This is a genomic window from Streptomyces sp. T028 (genome assembly GCF_048159505.1).
GTDB lineage: Bacteria > Actinomycetota > Actinomycetes > Streptomycetales > Streptomycetaceae > Streptomyces.
The window spans coordinates 1-24588 of sequence record NZ_JBLRVZ010000042.1 but is presented as its reverse complement, the minus strand read 5'-3'; the positions used below and the strand labels follow the sequence as shown (position 1 = coordinate 24588).

General features: G+C 72.5%; 26 protein-coding genes and 1 pseudogene. 15 read left to right on the top strand and 12 right to left on the bottom strand.

The window, feature by feature from the left end; genetic code table 11:
* The first annotated feature begins 16 nt into the window (after positions 1–16).
* Positions 17–703, top strand: a complete 687-nt coding sequence (ung, locus tag ACLZN2_RS35890) for a uracil-DNA glycosylase (protein WP_416983691.1) — start codon at positions 17–19, stop codon at positions 701–703.
* Positions 704–847: 144 nt separating this feature from the next.
* Positions 848–1330 (top strand): hypothetical protein, encoded by a 483-nt coding sequence (locus ACLZN2_RS35885; protein WP_416983690.1) that lies wholly within the window; start codon positions 848–850, stop codon positions 1328–1330.
* A gap of 95 nt (positions 1331–1425) precedes the next feature.
* Here ACLZN2_RS35885 and ACLZN2_RS35880 read toward each other — a convergent pair whose 3' ends face one another.
* From ACLZN2_RS35880 to ACLZN2_RS35870, 3 genes are all read right to left on the bottom strand, one after another.
* Complete coding sequence (locus ACLZN2_RS35880) at positions 1426–1920, bottom strand: hypothetical protein (protein WP_416983689.1); 495 nt, start codon at positions 1918–1920, stop codon at positions 1426–1428.
* Positions 1921–2032: 112 nt separating this feature from the next.
* The gene (locus tag ACLZN2_RS35875) at positions 2033–2545 is read right to left on the bottom strand and encodes a DinB family protein (protein WP_416983687.1); all 513 of its coding nucleotides are present in this window, start codon (positions 2543–2545) and stop codon (positions 2033–2035) included.
* A 76-nt stretch (positions 2546–2621) separates the two neighbouring features.
* The gene (locus ACLZN2_RS35870) at positions 2622–3245 is read right to left on the bottom strand and encodes a TetR/AcrR family transcriptional regulator (protein WP_416983685.1); all 624 of its coding nucleotides are present in this window, start codon (positions 3243–3245) and stop codon (positions 2622–2624) included.
* 82 nt (positions 3246–3327) lie between these two features.
* Here ACLZN2_RS35870 and ACLZN2_RS35865 point away from each other — a divergent pair, with 82 nt between their 5' ends.
* Together ACLZN2_RS35865 and ACLZN2_RS35860 are read left to right on the top strand one after the other, a co-directional pair.
* The gene (locus ACLZN2_RS35865) at positions 3328–4542 is read left to right on the top strand and encodes an FAD-dependent monooxygenase (protein ID WP_416983684.1); all 1215 of its coding nucleotides are present in this window, start codon (positions 3328–3330) and stop codon (positions 4540–4542) included.
* A 10-nt stretch (positions 4543–4552) separates the two neighbouring features.
* Positions 4553–5464, top strand: a complete 912-nt coding sequence (locus ACLZN2_RS35860) for a Gfo/Idh/MocA family protein (protein WP_416983683.1) — start codon at positions 4553–4555, stop codon at positions 5462–5464.
* Here ACLZN2_RS35860 and lnt read toward each other — a convergent pair.
* Together lnt and ACLZN2_RS35850 are read right to left on the bottom strand one after the other, a co-directional pair.
* Entirely contained in the window at positions 5382–6989 is a 1608-nt protein-coding gene (gene lnt / locus ACLZN2_RS35855) for an apolipoprotein N-acyltransferase (RefSeq protein WP_416983682.1), read from the bottom strand. The genes ACLZN2_RS35860 and lnt overlap by 83 nt on opposite strands.
* A 147-nt stretch (positions 6990–7136) precedes the next feature.
* Positions 7137–7598, bottom strand: coding sequence for a nuclear transport factor 2 family protein (locus ACLZN2_RS35850; RefSeq protein ID WP_416983681.1), 462 nt, complete (start codon positions 7596–7598; stop codon positions 7137–7139).
* Positions 7599–7941: 343 nt separating this feature from the next.
* Between ACLZN2_RS35850 and ACLZN2_RS35845 the strand changes: the two genes are divergently transcribed.
* Both ACLZN2_RS35845 and ACLZN2_RS35840 read left to right on the top strand, forming a co-directional pair.
* The gene (locus ACLZN2_RS35845) at positions 7942–8064 is read left to right on the top strand and encodes a hypothetical protein (protein WP_416983679.1); all 123 of its coding nucleotides are present in this window, start codon (positions 7942–7944) and stop codon (positions 8062–8064) included.
* Between the two features lie 94 nt (positions 8065–8158).
* The gene (locus tag ACLZN2_RS35840) at positions 8159–8428 is read left to right on the top strand and encodes a hypothetical protein (RefSeq protein ID WP_416983677.1); all 270 of its coding nucleotides are present in this window, start codon (positions 8159–8161) and stop codon (positions 8426–8428) included.
* Between the two features lie 42 nt (positions 8429–8470).
* Here the strand turns inward: ACLZN2_RS35840 and ACLZN2_RS35835 are convergent, their stop codons facing one another.
* Complete coding sequence (locus tag ACLZN2_RS35835; RefSeq protein WP_416983675.1) at positions 8471–9451, bottom strand: threonine ammonia-lyase; 981 nt, start codon at positions 9449–9451, stop codon at positions 8471–8473.
* Between the two features lie 262 nt (positions 9452–9713).
* Between ACLZN2_RS35835 and ACLZN2_RS35830 the strand changes: the two genes are divergently transcribed.
* On the top strand, positions 9714–10844 hold the full coding sequence (locus ACLZN2_RS35830; protein WP_416983674.1) for an AI-2E family transporter: 1131 nt from the start codon (positions 9714–9716) through the stop codon (positions 10842–10844).
* Positions 10845–10870: 26 nt separating this feature from the next.
* Here the strand turns inward: ACLZN2_RS35830 and ACLZN2_RS35825 are convergent, their stop codons facing one another.
* Positions 10871–11050: a hypothetical protein gene (locus tag ACLZN2_RS35825; RefSeq protein ID WP_416983673.1), complete on the bottom strand. Its 180-nt coding sequence runs from the start codon at positions 11048–11050 to the stop codon at positions 10871–10873.
* A 200-nt stretch (positions 11051–11250) separates the two neighbouring features.
* A complete protein-coding gene (locus tag ACLZN2_RS35820; RefSeq protein WP_416983672.1) occupies positions 11251–12126 on the bottom strand; it encodes an undecaprenyl-diphosphate phosphatase in 876 nt (291 codons plus the stop codon).
* A gap of 1343 nt (positions 12127–13469) precedes the next feature.
* On the opposite strand from ACLZN2_RS35820, the gene ACLZN2_RS35815 reads away from it, so the two are divergent.
* From ACLZN2_RS35815 to ACLZN2_RS35795, 5 genes are read left to right on the top strand one after another with little or no spacing between them, the layout of a single operon-like run.
* Positions 13470–14624, top strand: a complete 1155-nt coding sequence (locus tag ACLZN2_RS35815) for a Gfo/Idh/MocA family protein (protein ID WP_416983671.1) — start codon at positions 13470–13472, stop codon at positions 14622–14624.
* On the top strand, positions 14621–15550 hold the full coding sequence (locus tag ACLZN2_RS35810) for a PmoA family protein (RefSeq protein WP_416983670.1): 930 nt from the start codon (positions 14621–14623) through the stop codon (positions 15548–15550). The genes ACLZN2_RS35815 and ACLZN2_RS35810 overlap by 4 nt, the downstream gene beginning before the upstream one ends.
* Entirely contained in the window at positions 15544–16251 is a 708-nt protein-coding gene (locus ACLZN2_RS35805; protein WP_416983669.1) for a cupin domain-containing protein, read from the top strand. Before ACLZN2_RS35810 ends, ACLZN2_RS35805 begins: the two co-directional genes overlap by 7 nt.
* A 29-nt stretch (positions 16252–16280) precedes the next feature.
* Positions 16281–16976: a hypothetical protein gene (locus tag ACLZN2_RS35800; protein ID WP_416983668.1), complete on the top strand. Its 696-nt coding sequence runs from the start codon at positions 16281–16283 to the stop codon at positions 16974–16976.
* A gap of 51 nt (positions 16977–17027) precedes the next feature.
* Entirely contained in the window at positions 17028–17816 is a 789-nt protein-coding gene (locus ACLZN2_RS35795; protein WP_416983667.1) for an alpha/beta fold hydrolase, read from the top strand.
* Positions 17817–17829: 13 nt separating this feature from the next.
* Here ACLZN2_RS35795 and ACLZN2_RS35790 read toward each other — a convergent pair whose 3' ends face one another.
* On the bottom strand, positions 17830–18309 hold the full coding sequence (locus ACLZN2_RS35790; RefSeq protein ID WP_416983666.1) for a winged helix-turn-helix transcriptional regulator: 480 nt from the start codon (positions 18307–18309) through the stop codon (positions 17830–17832).
* A gap of 117 nt (positions 18310–18426) precedes the next feature.
* Here ACLZN2_RS35790 and ACLZN2_RS35785 point away from each other — a divergent pair, with 117 nt between their 5' ends.
* The gene (locus ACLZN2_RS35785; RefSeq protein WP_416983665.1) at positions 18427–19596 is read left to right on the top strand and encodes a thiolase family protein; all 1170 of its coding nucleotides are present in this window, start codon (positions 18427–18429) and stop codon (positions 19594–19596) included.
* Positions 19597–19600: 4 nt separating this feature from the next.
* On the opposite strand, the gene ACLZN2_RS35780 is transcribed toward ACLZN2_RS35785, so the two are convergent.
* Positions 19601–20383 (bottom strand): TVP38/TMEM64 family protein, encoded by a 783-nt coding sequence (locus ACLZN2_RS35780; RefSeq protein ID WP_416983663.1) that lies wholly within the window; start codon positions 20381–20383, stop codon positions 19601–19603.
* A gap of 49 nt (positions 20384–20432) precedes the next feature.
* On the opposite strand from ACLZN2_RS35780, the gene ACLZN2_RS35775 reads away from it, so the two are divergent.
* Entirely contained in the window at positions 20433–21161 is a 729-nt protein-coding gene (locus ACLZN2_RS35775; protein ID WP_416983662.1) for a DNA alkylation repair protein, read from the top strand.
* Here the strand turns inward: ACLZN2_RS35775 and ACLZN2_RS35770 are convergent.
* Positions 21158–22528: a Fic family protein gene (locus tag ACLZN2_RS35770; protein ID WP_416983660.1), complete on the bottom strand. Its 1371-nt coding sequence runs from the start codon at positions 22526–22528 to the stop codon at positions 21158–21160. The genes ACLZN2_RS35775 and ACLZN2_RS35770 overlap by 4 nt on opposite strands.
* 342 nt (positions 22529–22870) lie before the next feature.
* On the opposite strand from ACLZN2_RS35770, the gene tuf reads away from it, so the two are divergent.
* A complete protein-coding gene (gene tuf / locus ACLZN2_RS35765) occupies positions 22871–24040 on the top strand; it encodes an elongation factor Tu (RefSeq protein WP_416983659.1) in 1170 nt (389 codons plus the stop codon).
* A 16-nt stretch (positions 24041–24056) separates the two neighbouring features.
* Here the strand turns inward: tuf and ACLZN2_RS35760 are convergent.
* Positions 24057–24588, bottom strand: a pseudogene (locus tag ACLZN2_RS35760) (RNA-guided endonuclease TnpB family protein); the annotation flags it as partial.

Sequence of the window (24588 nt, the reverse complement as noted above, 5' to 3'; positions counted from 1 at the left end):
ACATAAGGACGTTGACGTGACCGACACCGCCATGCTGCCCGAGTCCTGGCGCGGGGTCCTGGGCGACGAGCTGCAGCAGCCCTACTTCAAGGAGCTGACCGAGTTCGTCGAGGAGGAGCGAGGGAAGGGTCCCGTCTACCCTCCGCGCGAGGAGGTCTTCGCCGCGCTCGACGCGACACCGTACGACCAGGTGAAGGTCCTCGTCCTCGGCCAGGACCCGTACCACGGCGAGGGCCAGGGTCACGGCCTGTGCTTCTCGGTGCGGCCGGGCGTGAAGATCCCCCCGTCCCTGCGCAACATCTACAAGGAGATGCACGAGGAACTGGGCACGCCCGTCCCGGACAACGGCTATCTGATGCCGTGGGCGCAGCAGGGCGTCCTGCTGCTCAACGCGGTCCTCACCGTCCGCTCCGGCGAGGCGAACTCGCACAAGGGCAAGGGCTGGGAGAAGTTCACGGACGCGGTCATCCGCGCCGTGGCTGACCGGCCCGACCCGGCGGTCTTCGTCCTGTGGGGCAACTACGCGCAGAAGAAGCTCCCGCTGATCGACGAGTCCCGGCACATCGTGGTCAAGGGCGCGCACCCCTCCCCGCTCTCGGCGAAGAAGTTCTTCGGCTCCCGCCCGTTCACGCAGATCAACGAGGCGATCGCCCAGCAGGGCCACACCCCGGTCGACTGGGCGATCCCGAACCTCGCCGACTGAGCCCTTGCCGCCGGGCCGGTTCCTCCGGGGACCGGCCCGGTGCCGCCTGACGGGGATCGCCGCCCGCTGCCGTTAGCGTCGTGCCAAGGACGCGGTGCGGTCCCAGGGACGCGGCGTCGTCGCGAGGACGCCTAGGAGGACGCGGTGGCGGAGCGACAGGAACAGGCGGCGCCCGACGCCGTGCTGACGCGGATCGGGCAGGTCGTGATGCTCCATCACGGGGGAGACCGCGAGGAGGCCCGCCGCAGACTCCTCGACCTGTGGACCGAGCTCGGTGAGGACGGCGATCCACTGCACCGCTGTACCCTGGCGCACTATCTGGCCGACACGCAGGACGACCCGTTCGACGAGCTGGCCTGGGACCTGCGGGCGCTGACCGCCGCCGAGGAGCACGAGGAATCGCCCGCCGTACGGGCCCTGTTCCCCTCGCTCCATCTGAACCTGGCGGCGGACTACGTCCGACTCGGCCGCGCCGAGGCCGCCCGCACCCACGTCCGCAAGGCACGCGGAGCGGCCGGCGCACTGGGGGACGACAGCTACGGCGACGGGGTACGGGCGGCGATCAGCCGGATGGAGCTACGGCTGGGCGAGGGCGGCGCGGAGGACTGGGGCCCCGCTTCCCTCTAGGGCCGGTTGCGCCGGCAGAGCCCCCCGTTCGGAGCCCCCGCTCAGAGCCCGCCGTTCAGAGCCTGCCGGAGCCGAGGCCTGGCGGCACTCGGGACCTACCGGCGGCCGTACACCTGCCGGCAGGCCACCGCCTCCGGGCTGTCGCCTCGCCAGCCGCCGTACTTTCTGCCGAGCGCGCACACATCGGTGTTCCGGCGGATCTCCCGCTCCACGTCCGGGACGTCGACGTGCGGCTGTGGGCGCCTGCGCGGGTCAGGATGGGCCGACCTGGGGTGGGGGCGCGGGTGCTGCGGCTGGGAGTGGGACGTCGGCGGGCGTCCGTCCGGGCCGGCGGAGGGGGCCGCCCGCTGCCGTTGCCGGAGGGTCGTGGCCGCCCGCTCCCGGTCCGGTCCGACCATCTCCAGCGCCTCGCGAGCCGGGGCCTGCACGACCTGTGTCTCCGCCTGCCCCTCGGCACGGGGTGCCGACGGCGGGGACGGCACGGTGGCGGGCGGGCCGGGCACGGGAGGGCGCTGGACGGTGACGCAGCCGGAGAGGGTCGAGAAGGCCATCACCAGGAGCGCCGCGGTTGTCGTCGTCGTTCGATGCACCCGCGCAACTCTGGTGGTTCCGGCCGCGCACGTGACGTCGGACGAGCGCCGTATGCCCCGCAAGGGTGATGTCGTCCCCCTCAGGGAGGGCTCGGGCCCGCCGGTGCTGACGTCACTCGCCGGTCGCGCCGTCGATCCGCTCGCGCAGCAGGTCGGCGTGGCCGTTGTGACGCGCGTACTCCTCGATCATGTGCGTGTAGATCCAGCGCAGGTTGAACGGCTCGTTCGTGAACCTGCTGGTGCCGCGGGAGAGGTCGTCGAGGGCGAAGTCGGCCGCGTACCGCCGGGCCGCCGCGATCTCGGCCTGCCAGGTGGCGTACCCCTCCTCCCAGGTGTCCTCCTCGGTGAGGTGGAACTCGCCGTCGGGTTCGGCCTCGCTGTAGTAGATCGGGCCGGGGTCCTCACCTGCGAGCACCCTGCGGAACCAGCCGCGCTCAACGTCCGCCATGTGCCGCACCAGACCCAGCAGCGACAGCTCGGAGGGCGGCACCGCCGCGGTGCGGAGCTGGGCGTCGGTGAGACCCTCGCACTTCCACTCGAGTGTCTGGCGGTGGTACTCCAACCAGCCTTCCAGCATGGCGCGTTCGTCGGCGTTCTGGGCGGGCTCGGTGCGTTGCGTCGTCATCCCGGCATGATCGCCCACCGGGTCCGCCCGCGACCAAGGGTTTTCGCGTCCGCGCGCGACCGAGGTTCTCAGCGGCTCACCGATCCGGGTTCGCAGCGGCGCCCAGCATCCCGCCCAGCAGCTCCCGCACCCCCGCGCGCACCTCGTCCAGCCCGGGTGGCCGGGCGCTGTAGGAGCCGGCCACGCAGGAGAACATCAGCCCGTCCGCCCAGGCCACGAGTGACAACGCGTGCCGGGCCGGGTCGGGCGAGCCGAACGCCGCCGCCAGTGCCGTCAGCCGGTCGCGGAAGACGGCGCCCGTCGTGTCGTAGAACGCGCGCAGGCCGGGGCGCCGGGTCGCCTCCAGGGCGAGTTCGTAGCGGGCGACGAGCAGTGCGCGGTGGCCGGTCAGCGAGCGGTGCACCGCCAGGGCCAGGGCGGCGGCCAGCCCGTCCAGGCCGTCGGCCGGGTCCGGCATCTCGTCCAGCCCCAGCACCCGCCCCTCCCGCTCGGCGAGCCGCCGCACGGCGAGGCCGAGGAGGGCCTCGCGCGTCCGGGCCAGATTGGAGGTCGAGCCCTGCGGCAGCCCCGCGGCCTCGTCGACCGCCCGGTGGGTCAGCCCGCGCATCCCGCGCTCGGCGAGCAGGGCGAGGGCGGTGTCGGCGACGAGCTCGGCGCGGGAGGGGCCGGGGGCGGCGGGCGCGGTGGTGCGTACGGACATGGAGCCCAACCTACCCTCCGGACTACAGCCGTAGTATCGTCGGCCGCGTACGGATTACTACAGCTGTAGTGAGGAGTGCGTCATGGCGGAGTCACGCTCGGCGGTCGTGGTGGGCGGCGGAATCGGCGGTCTCACCGCCGCCGTGGCCCTGCACCAGAGCGGCTGGCAGGTCACGGTCCTGGAGCGGGCCGCCTCGCTCGCCCCCGTCGGCGCGGCCATCTCGCTGGCCCCCAACTCCCTGCGCGCCCTGGACGTCATCGGTGTCGGCGACGAGATCCGCGACCTCGCGGCCTGGCAGGGCGACGGAGGGCTGCGCACCCCGCGCGGCCGCTGGCTGTCGCGGACCGACGCGGACGCGGTCGCCGCCCGCTTCGGCGGACCGCTGGTCCTGCTGCACCGCGCGACCCTCGTCGCCACCCTCGCCGCACGGCTCCCCCGGGACGCCGTACGCACCGGCACGCCCGCCACCCTCGCCGACCCGGGCGACGCCGGCCGCCCGGCCCGTGTGAGCGTCCCCGGCGGCGAACTGGAGGCCGACCTCGTGGTCGGGGCCGACGGCATCCACTCCGCCGTACGCCGCAGCCTCTTCCCGGACCACCCGGGCCCGGTCTACTCCGGCTTCACCACCTGGCGGGTCGTGATCCCGCTGCCCGGCGTGGAGTTCGCCTCGCACGAGACCTGGGGGAGAGGTCGTATCTGGGGCACGCACCCGCTCAAGGACGGCCGGGTGTACGCGTACGCCGCCGCCCTCGCGCCCGCCGGCGAACGCGCCCCCGACGAGCGCGCCGAACTCCTGCGCCGCTACGGCGACTGGCACCGCCCCGTCCCGGAGATCCTGGCCGCGATCCGCCCCGAGGATGTCCTGCGCCACGACGTGCACCACCTCGCCACGCCCCTGCCCGCCCTCCACCGAGGCCGGGTCGCCCTCCTCGGCGACGCCGCGCACGCCATGCCCCCCACCCTCGGCCAGGGCGGCAACCAGGCCGTCGAGGACGCCATCGTCCTCGCTCTCCCCCACTCTCGACTTCGCTCGAGCGGGGGGACCCCCATCGGCACCGACCTCCCCGCCTACACGGCGGCCCGGCTGCCCCGGACGACCGCCGTCGCACGCAAGGCGGTGCGCACGGCGAACCTCGTCCTCGCCACCAACCCGGTCGTCGTCGCCGTACGGAACGCTCTGATCGCCGCGCTGTCGGCGATAGGACCCGCGCTGTTCCTGCGCAGCTTCGACGGGATCGCCGACTGGCGGCCGCCGCAGCCCCCGTATGCTGCGGTGGAGGCACGCGGTTCGAGGTGAGGGAGCGCCCGTGAAGGTCGGCTGCATCGGACTCGGTGACATCGCGCAGAAGGCGTATCTGCCGGTGCTCGGCGCGCTGCCCGGGATCGAGCTCCACCTGCAGACGCGTACGCCCGCCACGCTCGAACGGGTCGCCGAGACCTACCGGCTGCCCGCCGACCGGCGCCACCGCGACCTCGACGCGCTGCTCGCCGCAGGCCTCGACGCGGCCTTCGTGCACGCGCCCACCGGCGCCCACCCCGAGATCGTCGCCCGGCTGCTGGAGGCGGGCGTCCCGACGTACGTCGACAAGCCGCTCGCGTACCGGCTCGCCGACTCGGAGCGGCTGGTGCGACTCGCCGAGGCCGGGGGTGTGTCGCTGGCCGTCGGCTTCAACCGCCGCTTCGCGCCCGGCTACGCGCAGTGCGCCGACCACCCGCGCGACCTGATCCTCATGCAGAAGAACCGGGTCGGGCTGCCCGAGGAACCGCGCACGATGATCCTCGACGACTTCATCCACGTCGTCGACACCCTGCGCTTCCTGGCCCCGGCCCCGGTGGACGACGTCACCGTGCGCGCCCGGGTCGAGGACGGGCTGCTGCACCACGTGGTGCTCCAGCTCTCCGGACACGGCTTCACCGCGCTCGGCGTGATGAACCGGCTCAGCGGCTCGAACGAGGAGATCCTGGAGGTCTCCGGGCAGGACACCAAGCGTCAGGTCGTCAACCTCGCCGAGGTGATCGACCACAAGGGCCAGCCGACCGTGCGGCGCCGCGGCGACTGGGTGCCGGTGGCCCGGCAGCGCGGCATAGAGCAGGCGGTGCTGGCCTTCCTGGACGCGGTGCGGGCGGGCAAGGTGCTCAGCGCCCGGGACGCGCTGGCGACCCATGAGCTGTGCGAGCGGGTGGTCCGAGCGGTGCGGGAGCGCTCCGGCGCAGCCTGATCGCCCGCGCCCCCTCCGTCAGTCCCAGGGCCACCAGCACCAGCAGCGCCCCGTGGACCGGCCAGTCGCCGTAGCGGACGTACGGGGTGACGCCGTCGGCGAGCGGGACGTCGTAGACGGCCGCGGTGCTCGCCCCCGTGCCCAGCCAGGAGCCGATGCGCCGGCCGCTCGCGTCGTACACGGCGGAGTCCCCGGTCAGTGTGGAGTGCAGGAACGACCGTCCCGTCTCGGCGGCGCGCAGCGCGGCCAGGGAGGCGTGCTGCGCGGGCGCCCAGCTCTGCTGGAAGGTGGACGTCGAGGACTGCGCGACGAGGAGGTCCGCGCCGTCGTCCGTGAGATGGCGGCTCATGTCGGGGAACGCGGTCTCGAAGCAGACCATCGGCCCGATCCGCAGCCCAGGCCCGACGTGCATCACCACCTGCTCGGTGCCCCGCCGCCGGTCCTCACCGGCCGCCTTGCCGACCGAGGTCGCCCAGCCGAGCAGCGAACGGGCCGGTATGTACTCCCCGAAGGGCACCAGCCGCATCTTGTCGTACCGGTCGCCGGTCGGGCCGTCCGGACCGACGAGGATCGAACTCTTGTAGATGCCGGGCCGGTCCGAGCGGCGTGCGTCGACGTTGACGAGGATGTCGGCGCCCGTGGCCCGCGACAACCCCGCTATCCGCGTGGCCAGTTCGGGACGCTCCCCGAGGTCGTACCCGACACTGCTCTCCCCCCAGACGATCAGATCGACGTCCTGCCCGATCAGCCGCCGGGTGAGCTGCTCCTCGACGTCGAACCGGCGCTCGGGCCCCGCGACGACACCGGGCTGTACGACGGCGATCCGCGCCGTTCCCTCGACATCGGGGCGCGGCGACCACACCCACGCCGCCGAGGCGGTGGCCGCGGTCGCGACGAGCCCGGCGAGGGCCGGCGTCCGGGAGCCGGGCACCGAGACGATCACGGTGACGGCCACATTCACCGCCACCACCAGGAAGCTCAGCAGCCACACCCCACCCACGGAGGCGAGCCGCAACGCGGGCTCCACCTGCCACTGACTGGCGCCGAGCATGCCCCAGGGCCCGCCCAACCCCTGCCAGGAACGCACCAGTTCGACGACCAGCCACGCGGAGGGCAGGACGAGCAGGGCACCGAGGATCCGTCCCCGGGTCGGTGTGCCCGTTGCGCCCGGGGCGAGGAAACGGCGGACCAGCAGGCCCCAGGGCGCCCACAGGGCACCGAGCAACGCGGCGATCACAAGCGTGAACACATGCAGGCTCGGAAGCAGCCAGTGATGCATCGCCAGCATGAAACCGAACCCCCCGCACCAGCCGTCCCAGGCCGCGCGCCGTCCGGTCGGCGCGGAACGGGCGAGCAGCATCCAGGGGACGAGCGCGACGTACGCCCACCACCACAGGGCGGGTGCCGGGAAGGCCAGCACCGGCAGGGCACCCGCCCCGGCCGCGACGGCGCAGCGCCGCTTGGGCGAGGTGAGCCAGCGGGAGGCGAGCCGGTGGGAGGCGAGCCAGTGGCCGGACGCTTTCATTCGGCACCTCCTTCCCGGTGGTGCCTCCAGTGTGCGCCGCGACGGACGATCTCCGACAGGGCGCTTTCGGGCACGTGGGGGAGGCTGTGCGGAGGGGAGAGAAGGGGAGAGAGGGGAGAGGACATGGGCATGGCACACCCCGGGCTCTCACCCGGGCAGGCGCCGCCACTTCTCCTCGACGACCACCTCGCGCAACCGCCAGCCGTCGTACGTACGCAGCAGCCCGAAGGCGTAGCGGCCCCCGCAGACGAAGTCCGGTGCGCCGGTCGCGTCCCCGTTGCCCGCCAGCCGCATCGGGTTGACGTAGTCGGCGAGGACCCGGGCGGTGTCCCCGGTGTCCTGCTCCAGGACCCCGAACCGCACCCTCCGGTTGACGATGAGATGCTGCCGCATCGAGAACACGCGCAGATTCTCCGCGAGCCAGGCGGCGACGCTCCCGGCGTCCCCCTCGATCCCTCCGGCCGAGCGGTAGTCCGCCCGCCCGTCCGGCGTGAACAGTTCCCGGTACGCCACCCAGTCGCCGTCGTCCACGGCCACCGCGTAGTCGGTGACCAGGCTGTCGACGGCGAGCCGGTCCATCACCGTGGCGAGTTCAACACGCTGCGTCATGGGCCGAGTGTTGACCATGCGAGCCTTGGAGCCAAGGGTTGTGCGACGACCGCCGATATTCGCCGGCCCCGCGAGGGCCCGGGGGATGAGGCTGATCCCGAGAGTCCGCTGGACACGGGCCGGTGCGCGCTTGAGTTCACGCTGTCAGGTGCCGCGATCGGGATGCAGACCGCGAAGCAGCTCGACAGGCAGGCGTGGCGCAGCGCCCAGTCGAAGCCGACGCGAGTGATCTCTGGCGCCGACTCGACCCCGGCCATGAACGTGCAGGGACCCTGGTGATGACTTTTCGCGCCCGCACCCGTCACACCTACGACGAGACACGTCGAGGCGGAAGGATGACGTGATGAGTGCGGACACGCGGCTGGAGGAGCTGGGCGTGAGCGGGCTGGGCGAGGTCGACGAGCCGGCGTTCTCGGGGCTGGCGGAGCGGCACCGGCGGGAACTGAAACGACATGAGACAGCATGAATGACACCGGGGACGTCGCAGGCCCGGCATCGGGCCAGGCAAGCCACACCCACCCATTCCGCGGGCTCGCCGGCACCGGCTTTTTGTCACCCGCGTGCGGGTGCACAAGGCCGATCTGGTGGCCGGTGTGGGACCGCTGCTCGCCAAGGAAGCCGAACGGCTCTCGGAGCAGATCCTGCGGGTCCCCGCGCTGCACGGCTTCGTGCCGGGAACAGAGATCGGGACGCCGGTGGAACCGTCGTACCTCAACCAGCCGCTGCATCTCCCGAGGAAGCTCAAGGCCCGGCTGAGGGAACTCGCCAAGGCCCTGGACCTGAGCGAGGTGAACAAAGACGCCCGCGCCCGAACGACACCGACGAGGTGACCGGCCGAGGACGGTGACGGCACACCCGACCGGCGCGCAACGTCAGGACCTGTGGAGCGGAGCCGCACCGACCCAGCGGTGATAGGCGTCCACGTCGACGTTGCTGCCGCACACGATCGTGACTACGTGGCGACCGGCGAAGCGGTCACGGTCTTCGAGGATCGCCGCGATACCGAGCGCGGCCGACGGTTCGGCGACGAGACCGGCGTGGTCGAGGAGCATCCGCATACCGGCGATGATCGACGCCTCCTGGACCAGTACGGCATCGTCGGCGACCAGGAGGAGGTCGTTCAGGACGGCCGGGATGGGACGCCGGCCCGCGACGCCGTCGGCGATGGTGTGGGTCGAGTCGGTGGTGACGACGCGCCGCCCGCGCCACGAGTGTGTCAGCGCCGGTGCGCCCAGCGGCTGGACGCAGATCACCTCGACTTCGGGTGCCAATGCCTTCACCACATGACCCACGCCGGTGGCCAGTGCCCCACCACCGAGGGCGATCAGGACGGTGTCGAACGACGGCGCGGTGTCCACCAGTTCCAGGCCGATGGTCGCCGCGCCCTCGCAGGTCTCGATGTCCAGGCTGTCTTCGAGCAGCCGGATGCCGTCGTACCGTGCGATGGCCGACGCTCGCTCGCGAGCCACCTCGTGGTCGCCGTCCACCAGCTCCAGCCTGGCGTCCAGTGCGCGGATGCGATCAAGCTTGGCCGCAGTCGCGAAGCGGGATGCCACGACGGTGACGTCGAGCCCCCGGCCGCGACCGGACCAGGCGAGGGCTTGGCCAAGATTGCCCGCGCTGGCGCACACGACGGCTCGCGAGTCATGGTCGGCGAGCAGGCTCGCGAAGACCTCGGTGCCGCGGGCCTTGAAGCTGCGGACCGGGTTCGCCGTTTCGAGCTTGATGCTCACCGTGCAGCCGAGGACGGGTTCCAGCGCCTCGCAGCGGTACAGCGGCGTGTCGAGAAAAACTGGGTCGATCACCCCGCGTACCGCCCGGATCCGAGCAGTGTCCAGACGCGTCTTGTGCACGACACAGGAGCGTAGCGCCGCCGCCGACGGAGTAATTGTCGATTCCTGTGGATCAGTTGAGGCCGCTCAGGCCGGGCTGAGCACGGATCGCTCGACGAGCCGGCCGCGCTGTGCTGGTCTCCAGCCAAGCCAGACGGCCATGTCAAAGGGTCCGTGAACGCGGCGGAGGGGCAGGAGACCGTTCTCGGGACCGGGGATGTCACGGATCGCCGGTTGTGGGCCCGCCCACAGGGGGCGCCGGGGCTGCCCATAGGGTGATCGCATGTCTGCCCCGTTGAGTTCCGCGAAAACGCGTGCCGCGCTGCGTGGAGCGGCGCGTGTCTCCGGTGAGTTGCTGCTGGTCCTCGTGATGCTCACGGTGGCGCTGTGGGTGCTCGGCCGGATGTGGTCCGTCGTGTGGCCACTGACGGTCGCCCTGTTCCTCACCACCCTGACCTGGCCGTTGACCCGTTTCCTGCGGAGGCGCGGCTGGCGTCCGGCCGCCGCCGCGTCCGTCGTGACTCTGTTGTTCGTCCTGGTCGTGCTGGGCATCCTGGCGCTGATCGCGGTGCCGGTCGCCTCGCAGTCGGGCGAGCTGACGGACGGTGTGGTCGCCGGTATGCAGCGGGTGCGCGAATGGGCCGAGGGGCCGCCGCTGAACATCGGCGACGAGGAGATCGCCGGTGCTTTCGACGCGGCGGTCGACCGTGTTCAGAACAGCGTCGGCAGCCTGGTCGGCACGGTCGCCTCGGGAGTGGGCACGGTGGTCGACGGTGTCGTCACCGCCGTCCTGGCCGTCTTCCTGATGTTCTTCTTCCTCAAGGACGGCCCGCGGTTCCTGCCCTGGCTCACCCGCCAGCTGCCCGGCCGGTTCGCCACCGACGTCCCGATCGTCGCCCTGCGCGGCTGGGAGACCCTCGGCGCCTTCGTACGCTCCCAGGCGCTCGTCGGTGTGCTCGACGCCGTCTTCATCGGCCTGGGCCTGTGGATCCTGGGGGTGCCGCTGGTGCTTCCGCTGGCGGTGCTGACCTTCGTCTCCGCGTTCGTGCCGATCGTGGGGGCGCTGTTCGCCGGGTTCGTGGCCGTTCTCATCGCGCTGGTGTCGAACGGTCCGACGGATGCCCTGATCGTGTTGGCGATCATCGTCGTGGTGCAGCAGCTGGAGGGCAATGTGTTCCAGCCGATGATCCAGAGCCGGGGGCTCGGACTGCATGCGGCGGTCATCCTGCTGGCGGTGACGCTGGGCGGCAGTCTGGCCGGGATCGTGGGGAGCCTGCTCGCCGTTCCGATCGCCGCGTTGACCGGGGTGGTCTGGAGTTATGTGCGGGAGCAGCTTGGCGCGGGGGCACGGGACGCGGAGCCGGAGCCTGAGTCTGAGCCGGAGGAGCCGGCCGCCCAGGCGGTTGCGGGCTGAGGCCTGGCGGCCTCGCCCTGCGCTGCTCAGGCCGCCGTGACCACCTCACCGCGGATCGCCGCGGCCCACTCCACCACCAGCAGCTCGTACTCGGCCCGCTCCTGGGTCGACAGCGACCCGCCGGCGCGCAGCCACAAGGACCTGATCCGCTCGTTCACCTCGGAAGCGGACCGCACGGAACCAGGGGCATCAGAATTGGGGGACATGGCTGTCAGCGTAGGGGCAGCAACTGACAGCGCGCTATGCCTCCGCTACGTGAACCGTTATGGGCTTGGTCACGGTTGATCGATCAACGGGGCGGGCCTGTCCGGGAGTCCGGGATCTTCCCCGGGCCGCTCCGGGCGCGTGGGTGCGCGGGGGCGTGGGTGCGTGGGAAGACCCCGCCGGTGTCGGGGGAGTGCCGGACTCAGCCCGCCGACTCCGCCGCGTGGGGACTGAGCGCGCCCGTTGCGACGAGGGCGATGATCACGACGCCGAGGACGACACGGTAGTAGACGAACGGCATAAAGGACTTGGTGGAGATGAATTTCATGAACCAGGCAATTACGGCATAACCGGACGCGAACGCGATCACCGTCGCGAACAGCGTCGGCCCCCACGCCACATGTCCGGTCTCCAGCGCGTCCTTCACCTCGAAGGTCCCGGAGGCCAGGACGGCAGGGATGGCGAGCAGGAACGAGTAACGGGCGGCCGCCTCGCGCTTGTAGCCCATGAAGAGGCCGCCGCTGATCGTGGCGCCGGAGCGGGAGACGCCGGGGACCAGCGCGCAGGCCTGGCAGAGGCCGAAGATCAGGCCGTCCTTGACGCCCAAATTCTCCAGCGACTTGCGCTGCTTGGGCGCGCGGTGCTTCCCGCCCGTCTCGTCGCGCGCCGCCAGCCGGTCGGCGACGCCGATGACGATGCCGATCACCACGAGCATGGTCGCGGTGACCCGCAGATCACGGAACGGGCCCTCGATCTGGTCCTTGAGCGTGAGCCCCAGCACACCGATGGGTATCGAGCCGACGATCACCAGCCAGCCCATCTGGGCGTCGTGGTCCTTGCGCATCGTCTTGTCGAACAGCGACTTCGACCATGCGGCGATGATCCGCCCGATGTCCTTGCGGAAGTAGATCAGCACAGCGGCCTCCGTGCCGATCTGGGTGATCGCCGTGAAGGCGGCGCCAGGGTCCTTCCAGCCCGAGAAGGCGGCGGTCAGCCGCAGATGCGCGCTGGAGGAGACGGGGAGGAACTCGGTCAGCCCCTGGACGAGTCCGAGGATGAGCGATTCAAACCAAGACATGAGGTAAAGGAGTCCAAGCGCCGATCGGAGCGAGGCGACGGGGCGACGGCCGCCCGCGCGCGGTGATCAGGTGATCAAGGGTGTGCGAGGGGAAGCGTAGCGGGCCCGGGCGACAGGCCCGCCACAGGGGTTTCGTAGGCGACAGGGAGGGCGGCAGGGAAGGCGGGGCCGGTTCGGGGCGCCGACGTCCCGACCGGACGGGCCCGGGCTACCGCCGGGCAGTGCCTGACGGCGGCACGGTACGGGTCTGACGGCGGCACGGTACGGGTCTGACGGCGGCACGGTACGGGGCCTGAGACGGCCGTGTGGGCGGCGCCCTGGCCACCCCGTCGCGCGCCGGACCTCCCGGCCGACCCGGAGGCCGAGGGGTCGAGAGGCCGAGGGGTCGGGGGCCGAGGGGTCGGGGGCCGAGGGGTCGGGGAGGCGAGCAGTCGAGGGCTCCAGAGGTCGAGGGGCGAGTAGTCGAGCGCGCGAGGGGCTGTCAGCTGAGCCGGAGTGGGCGCCCGAGGCGGCCGCACGGACGGGGCCCCTGGCTCCGGTCGGGCCCCAGTAGCCCGGGGCGGGCCTGAGGCGGCCGTGCGGGTGGGCTCCCGGTCGGGCCGGAGGTCTCGCGCTCGGACGGGAGAGGGGGGCGGCGGCCGGTTGGGGCGAGTTCGAGTGGCTGGGGGACGGGGTTCTGACGCTCGGTCGTGTTGGAGGTCTGACGCTCGGTCGGGTTGGAGGTCTGACGCTCGGTCGTGTTGGAGGTCTGGCGTTCGGTCGGGTGGGGGCTGGCGCTTGGTCGGGTGGGGGTCTGGCGGGGGACCGGGGCGGGTTCGAGTGGCTGAGCGCGTGGTCCCGGCCACCGACCGGGTCGGAGGTGGCCGGCGCCCGGTCGGGCCGCGGGGATGCCGGCCGGTCGGGCCGGCCCCGGACGGCCGTCCGCGCGGCGCCCGGCTCACCGTCGGATGCTGGTGGCGAATCCGGTCGACGGCCGGCAAGTGGTGATCGAGTCTCAGCGACACGCCGTGCACGCGGCGTGTCGCTGAGACTGAGCGCACACACCCGGCTCTCACCCCCCGCTCTCGCCGCGCGTGAATTCGCCAACAGCAGCCCCCCGTCCGGCCAGCGGTCGCCAGGCCCGCCCGGTCGGCCCCGGCGGCCTCTCGGGTCGGATCTCCCGCGCCCGCTCCGACCAGCGGTCCCACCCCCGGTCGGCGACCAGAGGCGTGGATGGTTGACCGCTCCCTGGGGCGCCGCATAACTTGCTGCCGAGCGGAAAGCGCTTGCTGAGCGTGCTTGCTGCTCCGTTTGCCGCTCACCGGTCCTTCGGGCCGTACCTCGGAGGAGTGCTGATCACGCCCATGTCCCCCACCACTCCGCTCTCCGGCCGTCCGGTCCGGGCCGCTGTCGTCGGGACCGGTGCCATCGGGCGCGGCTCCCATCTCTCCGCCCTCAAGCAGCTCGCCGCCGAGGGCGAGACCGAGGTGGTCGCGGCCGTTGACATCGATGCCGAGGCGGTCGAGGCGTTCTGCGCGGAGGGTGGCGTTCCGCACGCCTACACCGATCTGGAGCGGATGCTCGCCGAGCAGCGCCCGGACCTGGTGACCATCTGCACCCCGCCGACCCTGCACCGCGAGCAGAGCGTGGCCGCGCTGCGGGCCGGCGCCTGGGTGTGGTGCGAGAAGCCGCCGGTGCCGACCCTCGCCGACTACGACGCCGTACAGGCCGAGGAGGGCGCGGAGAGCGGGCCGTACTCCTCGATCGTCTTCCAGCACCGCTTCGGCTCCGGCACCCGGCACGTGAAGCGGCTGCTCGCCGAGGGGGCTCTGGGGCGGCCGCTCGTCGCGCACTGCCAGACCACCTGGTACCGCGACACCGCCTACTACGCCGTGCCCTGGCGGGGTCGCTGGCGGACCGAGGGCGGTGGCCCGGCGATGGGCCACGGGATCCATCAGATGGATCTGCTGCTCGACCTCCTCGGGCCGTGGAGCGAGGTGCGCGCCATGGCCGGGCGGCTCGTCCACGACGTCGAGACCGAGGACGTGTCGACCGCCCTGCTCCGGTTCGAGAACGGGGCGATGGCGACGGTCGTCAACAGCGTCCTGAGCCCCGACGAGGTCAGCCGTATCCGGATCGACTGCGAGCGCGCCACCGTCGAGCTCACCCACCTCTACGGCCACTCCAACGCCGACTGGCGCATCACCCCCGCCCCCGACGCGACCGGCGACGATGTGGCCGCGTGGCAGGACTTCGGCGCGGACGTGCCCAGCTCGCACCTGGCGCAGCTGCGGGAGCTGGTCGCCAGCATGCGCGCCGGCGAGCGGCCGCGCAGCAGCGGCGCAGACGGGCGCACGAGCCTGGAGCTGATCACCTCGCTGTACAAGTCGGCCTTCACGGACACGACGGTCAGGCGCGGGGAGATCGGCCCCGGCGACCCGTACTACACCGCCCTGCACGGCGGCGCCCCCGGCTGGGCGCCCGGCAAGGCCACGGCGGACGTCGAGGTGCCCGCATGAGCGGCGACCTGCGGCTAGTCCACGCCCACGGCGACCGGATCACGCTGACCGACCCCGGCACCGGTGTTCAGCTGCTGGCCTACGTCTACCGGCAGGAGGCGGCCTGGGAGGCGCCGAGGCCGTACATCCATCCGCTGCGCACCCTCGCGGGCGATGTCGTCACCGACTACCGGCCCAACGACCACCGTTGGCACAAGGGCCTGTCGCTGACCGCCTCCCACCTCTCCGGCGCGAACCTGTGGGGCGGCAACTCGTACGTCCACGGCGAGGGGTACGTGGCCATCCCCGAGCGCGTCGGCTCGATGGCCCACGTCGGTTTCGACGAGGTGTCCGCCGGAGACGGGCGGGCCGTCATCGCCGAGCGGCTGACCTGGCACCCGTACAGCGGTGAGCTGTGGGCCGAGGAGGCGCGCCGGATCGAGGTCCACGACGTGGACGCGGAGTCCGGGTCCTGGGCGCTGACCTGGACCAGCGCGATCACCAACCGGCGCGACGAGCCGCTGCGCTTCGGCAGCCCGACCACCGCCGGACGCGAGCTGGCCGGCTACACGGGACTGTTCTGGCGCGGCCCGCGCGCCTTCCGCGACGGCCGGATCATCGGCCCCGACGGCGAGGGCCCGGGCCTCATGGCCTCGCAGAGCCCTTGGCTGGCTCTCTCCGGTGAGCACGACGGCACCGACGGCCACGCCACCGTCGTCTTCGCGCACGCCCCCGAGAACGACCACTCCGGCGCGCACGGCGCCCACCCCGCGCACTGGTTCGTCCGCAACGAGCCCTTCGCGGGCATGGCCCCGTCCTGGGCGTTCTTCGACGAGCTGGAGCTCGCCCCGGGCGACACGCTCACCCGCCGCTACCGCGTGGTCGTGGCCGACGGCGCCTGGGAGCGGGAGGAGATCGCCAAGTACCTGGAGACACACCCGTGGTGACCGGGTACGGGGGGCTGCCCGGCGGGGTCGCGCTCTCGCACCTGTGCGTGTACGACTGGCCCGCCGCCGACGGACTGCACGGCGGAACCCCCCATCTGCATCTGACCTGTTCGGAGGGGTACGTCGTCACGGGCGGCCGGGGTGCGGTCCAGACGCTGACCACGTCCGGCTACGAGGTCACGCCCCTCGCGCCCGGCACGGTCGCCTGGTTCACGCCGGGCACGATCCACCGGCTGGTCAACGAGGACGATCTGCGCATCACCGTGCTGATGCAGAACAGCGGCCTCCCGGAGGCGGGCGACGCGGTCCTCACCCTGCCCCCGGAGTACCTGGCCGACCCGGAGACCTACGCCGCCGCGACCACGATCCCGGCCGACGCCCCCGAGGAGGAGCAGGCCCGGATCGCCCGTGCCCGGCGCGACCTCGCCCTGGAGGGGTACCGCGCGCTCAGGGAGGCCCCCGAGGGGCTGGCCACCTTCCACCGGGCCGCCGCCGCGCTCGTACGGCCCCGGATCGACGAGTGGCGGGAACGCTGGCGGCGCGGCGCCCGGGCGGCGGCCGAGGCCACGGGGGAGCAGCTCGACCGGCTGGCGCGAGGCGACGCCACCCACCTCGCCGACGCCGTCGTACGGGCCGAACAGCCGTCCACGCGCGGGAAGTTCGGGATGTGCGGGCGGCTGGACGTGTACCCGCAGGGCTGACGTCACCTCGGCGGTGCACAATGCCGGCCATGACGCACCCCACGACCGACTGGTCGAAGCTCACCCACGCCTCCGGGCCCGCGGACGGCATACCGGCGCTTTTCGCGCGGCTCGACGGCGGGCCGGGCGACAAGGAGATCTGGGACGCCATCTGGTCCGACCTGTACCACCAGGGGAGCGTGTACGAGGCGAGCTTCGCCGCGCTGCCGCTGCTCACGGACGTGGCCGTGGGGCGGGCGGCCGGCGACCGGGTCGACGCGGTCTCGCTCGCCGGGTTCATCGTCGGCGAGGCCGAGCCGGAGGACCGGCGCCGGTACGAGGACGAGATCGCCGAGCTGCTCGCGGTGTGCCGGGAGTGCCTGGGGCGGGTCCCGGCCGACGATCCGAACGAGTTCGTCTACTTCGTGCAGTTCCTGCTTGCCTTCGAGGGGGTGCCCTTCTGGGGAGCGGAACTGGAGCGGCTGCTGGAGGACTTCGAGGCCGGGTGCCCGCGGTGCGAGGCGTTCACCGAGGTCATGGTGGGGGAGTACGTGGACGACTGCCAGGCCGAACTGCATCCGGCCGATCCCGCCGCGCTGACCGGCGTCGGCGCCCGGCTGCACGCGATGGCCCTGCGGGCCGGCCAGGACGCCGTGGCCGAGTGGGTGACCCGGCTGTTCGGCCGGGTGACGTGCTCCGGGTGCGGGTCGGTGTTCGACCTCGCGGAGAGCGCCGCCCGGAGCTGAGGCAGCCCGCTCTGGAGGGCGCTGTCCGGGTGCCAGACCTAGCCTGGTCCCATGGGGACAGCGCTGGTCGGCGGCGTCGAGGTGGCCTATGCGCGGCACGGGCACGGGCCGCCGCTCGTGCTGGTGCACGGGGCGGGGATCGACGGGCGGATGTGGCAGCCACAACTCGAGGATCTCGCCGACGAGTTCACAGTCGTTGCCTGGGACGAACCGGGAGCGGGGCGGTCCTCGGACCTGCCGGCCGGCTTCGGGCTCGCGGACTTCGCGCACTGCCTCGCCGCGCTGATCGAGGAGCTGGGGCTCGGCCCGGCCCAGGTCGCGGGCCTGTCCTGGGGCGGCACCGTCGTACTGGAGCTGTACCGGCACCACCCGGAGCTGGTCAGGACGCTGATCCTGGCCGACACCTACGCGGGGTGGAAGGGCTCGCTGCCGCCCGAGGAGGTGGCGGCCCGTGTCGAGGGGGTGCGGCGGATGCTCGCCGTACCCCGGGAACGCTTCGATCCGACGCTGCCGGGGCTGTTCGCCGGGGACCCGCCCGCCGCCTTCGTACCGCTGCTCGACGCGATGGCGCGGGACGTCCGGCCCGAGACGCTCGGCGCTCAGCTCTTCCTCATGGCCGAGGCCGACGAGCGGGATCTGCTGCCCGCGATCGGTGTGCCGGTGCTGCTTGTGTGGGGCGAACTCGACGCGCGCTCACCCCTCGGTGTCGCCCGTGCCTTCCAGGCGGCCCTGCCCGACTGCGAGCTCGTGGTGATCCCGGGCGTGGGACATGTCAGCAATCTGGAGGCGCCGGAGGGCTTCAACAGGGCGGTGCGGGCGTTCTGCCACGCGCACGCGTGATACGGCCCGGGGGCTACGCCGCCGTAGGGCCCGTCACCGTCCACCCCGGTGCCTGCGGATGGGCGCTGAGGTCGTCGTGACGGACCGGGTCGCCGCAGGCCGAGCAGGTGACGACCGGGAGCAGTTCGTGGCCGCAGACGTGCTCGATCACCATCGGGCGGTCGGCGTCCTCGCGGAGGTGGCGGTCGCCCCACGCCATGAGGGTCATCAGGACCGGCTCCAGTTCCAGGCCCGCCCGCGTGGGCCGGTACTCGAAGCGCTGCGGGCGTTCGCTGTAGGCCTGCTTGGTGAGGATCCCGGCGTCGACGAGGCGGCGCAGCCGGGTGGCCAGGATGTCGCGCGGGACGCCGATGTTGCGCACCAGCTGGTCGAAGCGGCCGTTGCCCAGGCACACCTCGCGCAGGACGAGCAGCGAGTACTTCTCGCCGACGAGGGCGAGGGCGTCCGCGATCGAGCAGGGGCGCGGTTCTCTGGAGCTCTTGGAGGCGGCCATGCGGATCAGTCTAGGGGGAGGGTTGGAAAAGCAGACTCTAGTGAGTTGGATTTCCAAACTTACCGGGCTATGGTGAGTTCGGATTTCCTACTCACCGGTAGTCGCGGAGGCCCGCACATGCGTGACGCAGTCATCGTCGAAGCCGTACGCACCCCGATCGGCAAGGGCAAGCCGAACGGCTCCCTCGCGCACGTCCACCCCGTCGAACTCCTCGCCCACACCCTGCGCACCCTCGTCGAACGCTCCGGCGTCGACCCCGCGCTGATCGACGACGTCATCGGCGGCACCGTCGACCAGGTCGGCGAGCAGGCCATGAACACCACCCGCTACGCCGCCCTCTCCGCGGGTTTCCCGGAGACGGTCCCCGCGACCACCGTGGACCGGCAGTGCGGCTCCTCCCAGCAGGCCGTGCACTTCGCGGCGCAGGGCGTCATGTCCGGCGCCTACGACCTCGTCGTCGCCTGCGGGGTCGAGTCGATGAGCCGGGTGCCGATGTGGTCCAACGTGCCGCCCGGCAAGGACCCCTTCGGCCCCGGTGTCGCGGAGCGCTACCCCGACGGACTCGTCCCGCAGGGAATCAGCGCCGAACTCATCGCCGCCAAGTGGTCGATCACCCGCGAGCAGATGGACGCCTTCGCCGTGTCCTCGCATCAGAGGGCCGCCGCGGCCTGGAACAACGGCCTCTTCGACGCCGAGGTCGCACCCCTCGGCAACGTCACGCGCGACGAGAGCGTACGGCCCGGCAGCACCCCCGAGATCCTCGCCGGGCTCAAGCCGGCCTATCACGACCCGGCGTTCGCCGCCCGCTTCCCGCAGATCGAGTGGAACGTCACCGCGGGCAACGCCAGCCCCGTCAACGACGGCGCCTCGGCCGTGCTCATCACGTCCACCGAGACCGCCGCCCGCCTCGGCCTGCGGCCCCTCGCCCGGCTGCACGGCTTCGCCGTCACCGGCTCCGACCCACTGCTGATGCTCACCGGCGTGATCCCCGCGACCGACAAGGTGCTGCGCCGGGCCGGACTGCGCCTCGACGACATCGACCTCTTCGAGGTCAACGAGGCCTTCGCCGCCGTCGTGCTCGCCTGGCAGCAGGAAACCGGCGCCGACCTCGCCAGGGTCAACGTCCACGGCGGCGCCATCGCGCTCGGCCACCCCCTCGGCGCGAGCGGCACCCGCCTGACCACGACCCTCGTCCACGCCATGCGCGAACGCGGCTCCCGCTACGCCCTGCAGACGATGTGCGAGGCGGGCGGGCTGGCGAACGCGATGATCCTGGAGTCGCTGTAAGGGATCACCGGCGCCGCAGGTGGTGGCGCTTGCGCCAGGCCACCACCGCACCCGCCACCGTCGGCAGGGCGATCGAGGCCAGCGCGATCAGGAAGACCGGGGACGTCGGGGTCGAGGCCCGGGCCCCGGCGACGACGTAGGCGGCCGTGTTCGGGATCGAGCCCAGCGCGGTCGCGACCAGATACGGCGTCCAGCGCATCCTGGACACGGCCGCGGCGTAGTTCACACCCCAGAACGGCAGCCCCGGGAACAGCCGCGCCCCCAGCATCGACCGCATCCCGTGCCGGCTCAACTGGCCGTCCGCCGCCTTCAGCAGCCGGCCGCGCAGCAGGGGCCGTAGGGCATCCTGCCCCAGCACCCGGCCGAGGCCGAACGCCAGCCCGGCGCCCAGCACCGTGCCCGCCAGCGCCGCCGCCAGCCCCACGGCCGAGCCGAACACCGCGCCCGCCGCCAGGTTCAGCAGCGGCCGGGGCACGAACGCGACCGTGCACAGCCCGTACGCCACCGCGAACACCACGGCGGCCGTCACCCCGCCCACCTGCGGCGGCCAGCCGTCCGCGAGGAGCTTCTGCGGCTCGAACAGCAGCACGCTCGAACCGGCCACCGCGAGGAGGACGACGAGCAGCGCGAACCGGGACCAGGGCGACAGCAGCACTCTGCCGAGGCGCGCCAGGGGACGGGCGGGCGCGGTGGCGGTGACGAGAGGCACGGGAAGCAGGAGCTCCGTGGCGGCGGCCCGGGGAGTGGCCGTGGCGGTGCCCCCAGAGCGGGTGGTGGCATCGAGCATCCCGTGACACTAACCGACGGACATGTGTGATCGCCGTATGGTTCGTCTCATGACCGTCACAGGCGCGGGTGCCGCCGACGTACCGCACAGCGCTCTCGCCGACACCGTGCTGGAGCGGCTCACCGCCGTGTACGCGGGCGCGGCCGACCCCGGCAGGGCCGCCGCCATGCGGGCGTACATGAAGGACGTGGCCCCCTTCCTGGGCCTGCCCACCCCCGAGCGCCGCGCCCTGTCCCGGACCGTCCTCGCGGGCACGCCCCGCCCCGCCGAGGCCGACTGCGCGGCGATCGCCCTGCGCTGCTGGGCCCTGCCGGAGCGCGAGTACCAGTACTTCGCCGTCGACTATCTGCGCCGCCACGCAGGACGCTGCTCCTCTGCCTTCCTCCCGGTCGCCCACCGGCTGATCACCACGACCTCCTGGTGGGACACGGTCGACCTGCTCGCCGCGCACGTCGTCGGCGCCCTGGTCGAGGCCGACCCCCGGCTCACCGCCACCATGGACGACTGGATCGCCGACCGCGACCTGTGGGTCGCCCGCACGGCCCTGCTCCACCAGCTCCGCTACAAGGACCGCACCGACGCCGATCGCCTCTTCGCCTACTGCCTGCGCCAGTCCGGCCACCCGGACTTCTTCATCCGCAAGGCCGTCGGCTGGTGCCTGCGTGAGTACGCCAAGACCGACCCGGAGGCCGTCCGCGACTTCCTCGCCCGCGAGCGCGGCCGGTTCGCACCGCTGACGGTCCGTGAGGCGCTGAAGAACATCGGGACCGCTACCTAGCCCCGCTCCCCTCGGGCACCCTGGCGGGTTGCCTCCAGGTGGCTGTCGATGTAGCGGGCGAGGACCAGACCGTCCTGCGGGTGGTCGGCCTGGAAGGAGACGCGGCGGAGGAGGAAGACCTTGTCGAGCGCGATGCCCTCGCGGGCGAGGACGAAGACGAGGGCCAGGAAGGCGGACCGGGCGTTGCCGTCCTCGAACGGATGGAAGAAGCAGACGTCCAGGCAGGCGCGGGCCGCACGGGCCGTCAGGGGGAGCGGCCGGTCGCCGTGCGCCGAGCTCTGCGCCAGACAGGCCTCGAGGCGGGCGCGGGTGTCCGGGCCGATGCCGTAGCGTTCCCGGCCCTCCTTGGCGAAGGCGGGCAGGCTGCGGAAGTCCGGCGGCTCCGGTGTGCCCAGGACGTGCCGCTGCCAGCCGCGCAGCAGCTCGAAGTCGAGAGCGGCGGCGCGTGCCGCGTCGGCCCGGACCAGTTCCAGTGCGGTGAGCAGGCCCTGCGCGCGGGCGGGGTCCAGGGCGCCGTCGAAGGCGCGGATGTCGTCCGCCGCGCCGTCGGACACCGGGACGACCGGCCCGTCCTCGCCACCGCCCGGAGCCTCCTGCCACGGCACCGCCTCGCGCACCGCGAGCCAGCGCTCCAGATGGTCCGGCACCGGCGCGGGCGACCACACGTCGTCGTCCGGCCGCAGCGACCCCGCGAGCCGCTCCGCCACGTCGTCCACCAGCACCCGGTCGGGGCCTGACCAGCTCCGGAACCGCCCGCCGATCGCCTGCTCGACCATCTTCCGCGCGGCATCGGGCGCGACCCCCCAGCGGCTGAGGAACCAGGTGAGCACCTGGTGGCAGTGCCCGTACCAGCCGCTGCCGGCGCCGGTGCGGTCGGTCACCTGGAGGATCAGGTTCCGGGCGGCGCACTCCCACAGGATCCGCTGGTCGTCGACCGAGGCCAGGTCCAGCGGATACGCCTCGAACCGCCCCGCGAGACTCTCCAGCCACCCGCGCCACTCGCACAGCCCCGCCACGACCCGGGTGAGCGTCTCCTCCGGGGTGGTCACCGAGTGCGAGGGACAGCACCAGCTCCCGACCGGCCCCCCGTCGAAGTCCCCCTCGTCGAGCGCCCAGCGCCAGCCGGCGGCCCAGCGCCCGTAACGTTCGACCAGGGCGAACGACATGGCGTCGCACCAGGGCCTGGCCACGTCCCAGCTCCAGTCACCCACCGCGGGATCGGCCGGGGAAACGTCCGGCCGACGCGGCACCCGCAGGGCCGGCCCGAGCGAACGCACCACCTCCGCCGCCGAAGCGCTGTCGAAGGAATGACGGGCGGGATCCACGTCGTCCCAGCCCAGCCGGCCGGGAATCAGTTCAACGATCACCCCGCAAGCCTCCGCGCCCACTCGTGCCCGTTCAACCGAATTGGCACCGCCACCGGCCGCTCCGTCGTCCGGGGCGTGCGGACCGCCCGAAAACCATTCGACGCCGAACGAACCATCGGAGAGGATCGACATCATGTTCCGGTACGCCTTCGCCACAGCAGCATCCGCCGTCGCGGATGCTCCGAAGGCTGCCGTCCCGCTGTACCCGGCCGCTTTCGACGGCGCCCGAAGCTGACCCTCCCCGGATCGTCCGGCGGACCCCGCAGGGGGAGGGTCGGGGCGAGTACCCGGGGTCCCCTCTCCCGTCGGAGATCTTCCACGCAGACGCTTCGAGGTACAGCCATGTCCAAGACCGCGTACGTACGCACCAAGCCGCATCTGAACATCGGCACCATGGGCCACGTCGACCACGGCAAGACCACCCTGACCGCCGCCATCACCAAGGTCCTCGCCGACCGCGGCACCGGCACCTTCGTGCCCTTCGACCGCATCGACCGCGCCCCCGAGGAGGCGGCGCGCGGCATCACCATCAACATCGCGCACGTCGAGTACGAGACCGACACCCGCCACTACGCGCACGTCGACATGCCGGGCCACGCCGACTACGTCAAGAACATGGTCACCGGCGCCGCGCAGCTCGACGGGGCGATCCTCGTCGTCTCCGCGCTCGACGGGATCATGCCGCAGACCGCCGAACACGTCCTGCTCGCCCGGCAGGTGGGCGTCGACCACATCGTCGTCGCGCTGACGATGGCCGACCGGGCCGACGACGAGCTGGCCGAGCTCGTCGAGCTGGAGGTCCGCGACCTGCTCACCGCGCACGGCTACGGCGGCGACGCCGCCCCAGTCGTACGGGTCTCGGGGCTGAAGGCCCTGGAGGGCGACCCGCGCTGGACGGCGTCGGTCGACGCGCTGCTCGACGCGGTGGACATCTATGTGCCGATGCCGGAGCGGTATCTGGACGCGCCGTTCCTGCTGTCCGTGGAGAACGTCCTCACCATCACGGGGCGGGGGACCGTCGTCACCGGAGCCGTCGAGCGGGGCACGGTACGGGTGGGCGACCGGATCGAAGTGCTCGGCGCCGGGCTGGAGTCCGTCGTCACCGGCCTGGAGACCTTCGGCAAGCCGATGGAGGAGGCGCAGGCCGGGGACAACGTGGCGCTGCTGCTGCGGGGCGTGCCGCGGGACGCCGTGCGGCGCGGGCACGTGGTCGCGGCGCCGGGCAGCGTCCTGCCGCGACGGCGGTTCTCCGCGCAGGTGTACGTGCTCTCCGCGCGCGAAGGGGGTCGTACGACGGCGATCGCCACCGGCTACCGGCCGCAGTTCTACATCCGCACGGCGGACGTCGTGGGGGACGTGGACCTGGGGGAGGCGGGGGTCGCGCGGCCCGGGGAGAGGGTCGTCATGACCGTCGAGCTGGGGCGCGAGGTTCCCCTGGAGCCGGGGCTGGGCTTCGCGATCCGGGAAGGCGGTCGGACCGTGGGGGCGGGGACCGTGACGGCCGTTCTTTGACGTGCTCCCTGGCCTGAAGTCCAGAGATTCCGGCCTCGGTCGTCTGACCCTTCCGGGGGCTTCCTGCTTCACCGCGCTGTGCGGGCACGCGTGCCCGTCTTACCGGCGCTCCACAGGCGGTTAACGTCTCCGCCCGTCCGGCGGCGACGATGCGGCGTCCTTCGAAGAGGACATCGCGGGCTGCGTTGTGGTCGCGGTCGTGCACGGTGCCACAGGCCCTGCACGTCCACTCGCGGACGTGCAGGGGCTTGGGGCCGTCCCTAAATCCGCAAGCCGAGCAGACCTGGGAGGAGGGGAAGGCACGGTCCACCTTGGCGAAGGTGCGGCCGTGCCTGACCGCCTTGTATTCCAGCATCCGTACGAACGCGGACCATCCCGCGTCGTGCACGGACTTGGCGAGCCGGGTACGGCCGAGGCCGGACACCGCGAGGTCTTCCACATACACCGCTTGGTTGTCGCGAATGATCTGTGTGGATGCCTTGTGGTGGAAGTCCCGGCGCCGGTCGGCCACCTTGGCGTGCTGGCGTGCGACCTTGATGCGGGCCTTG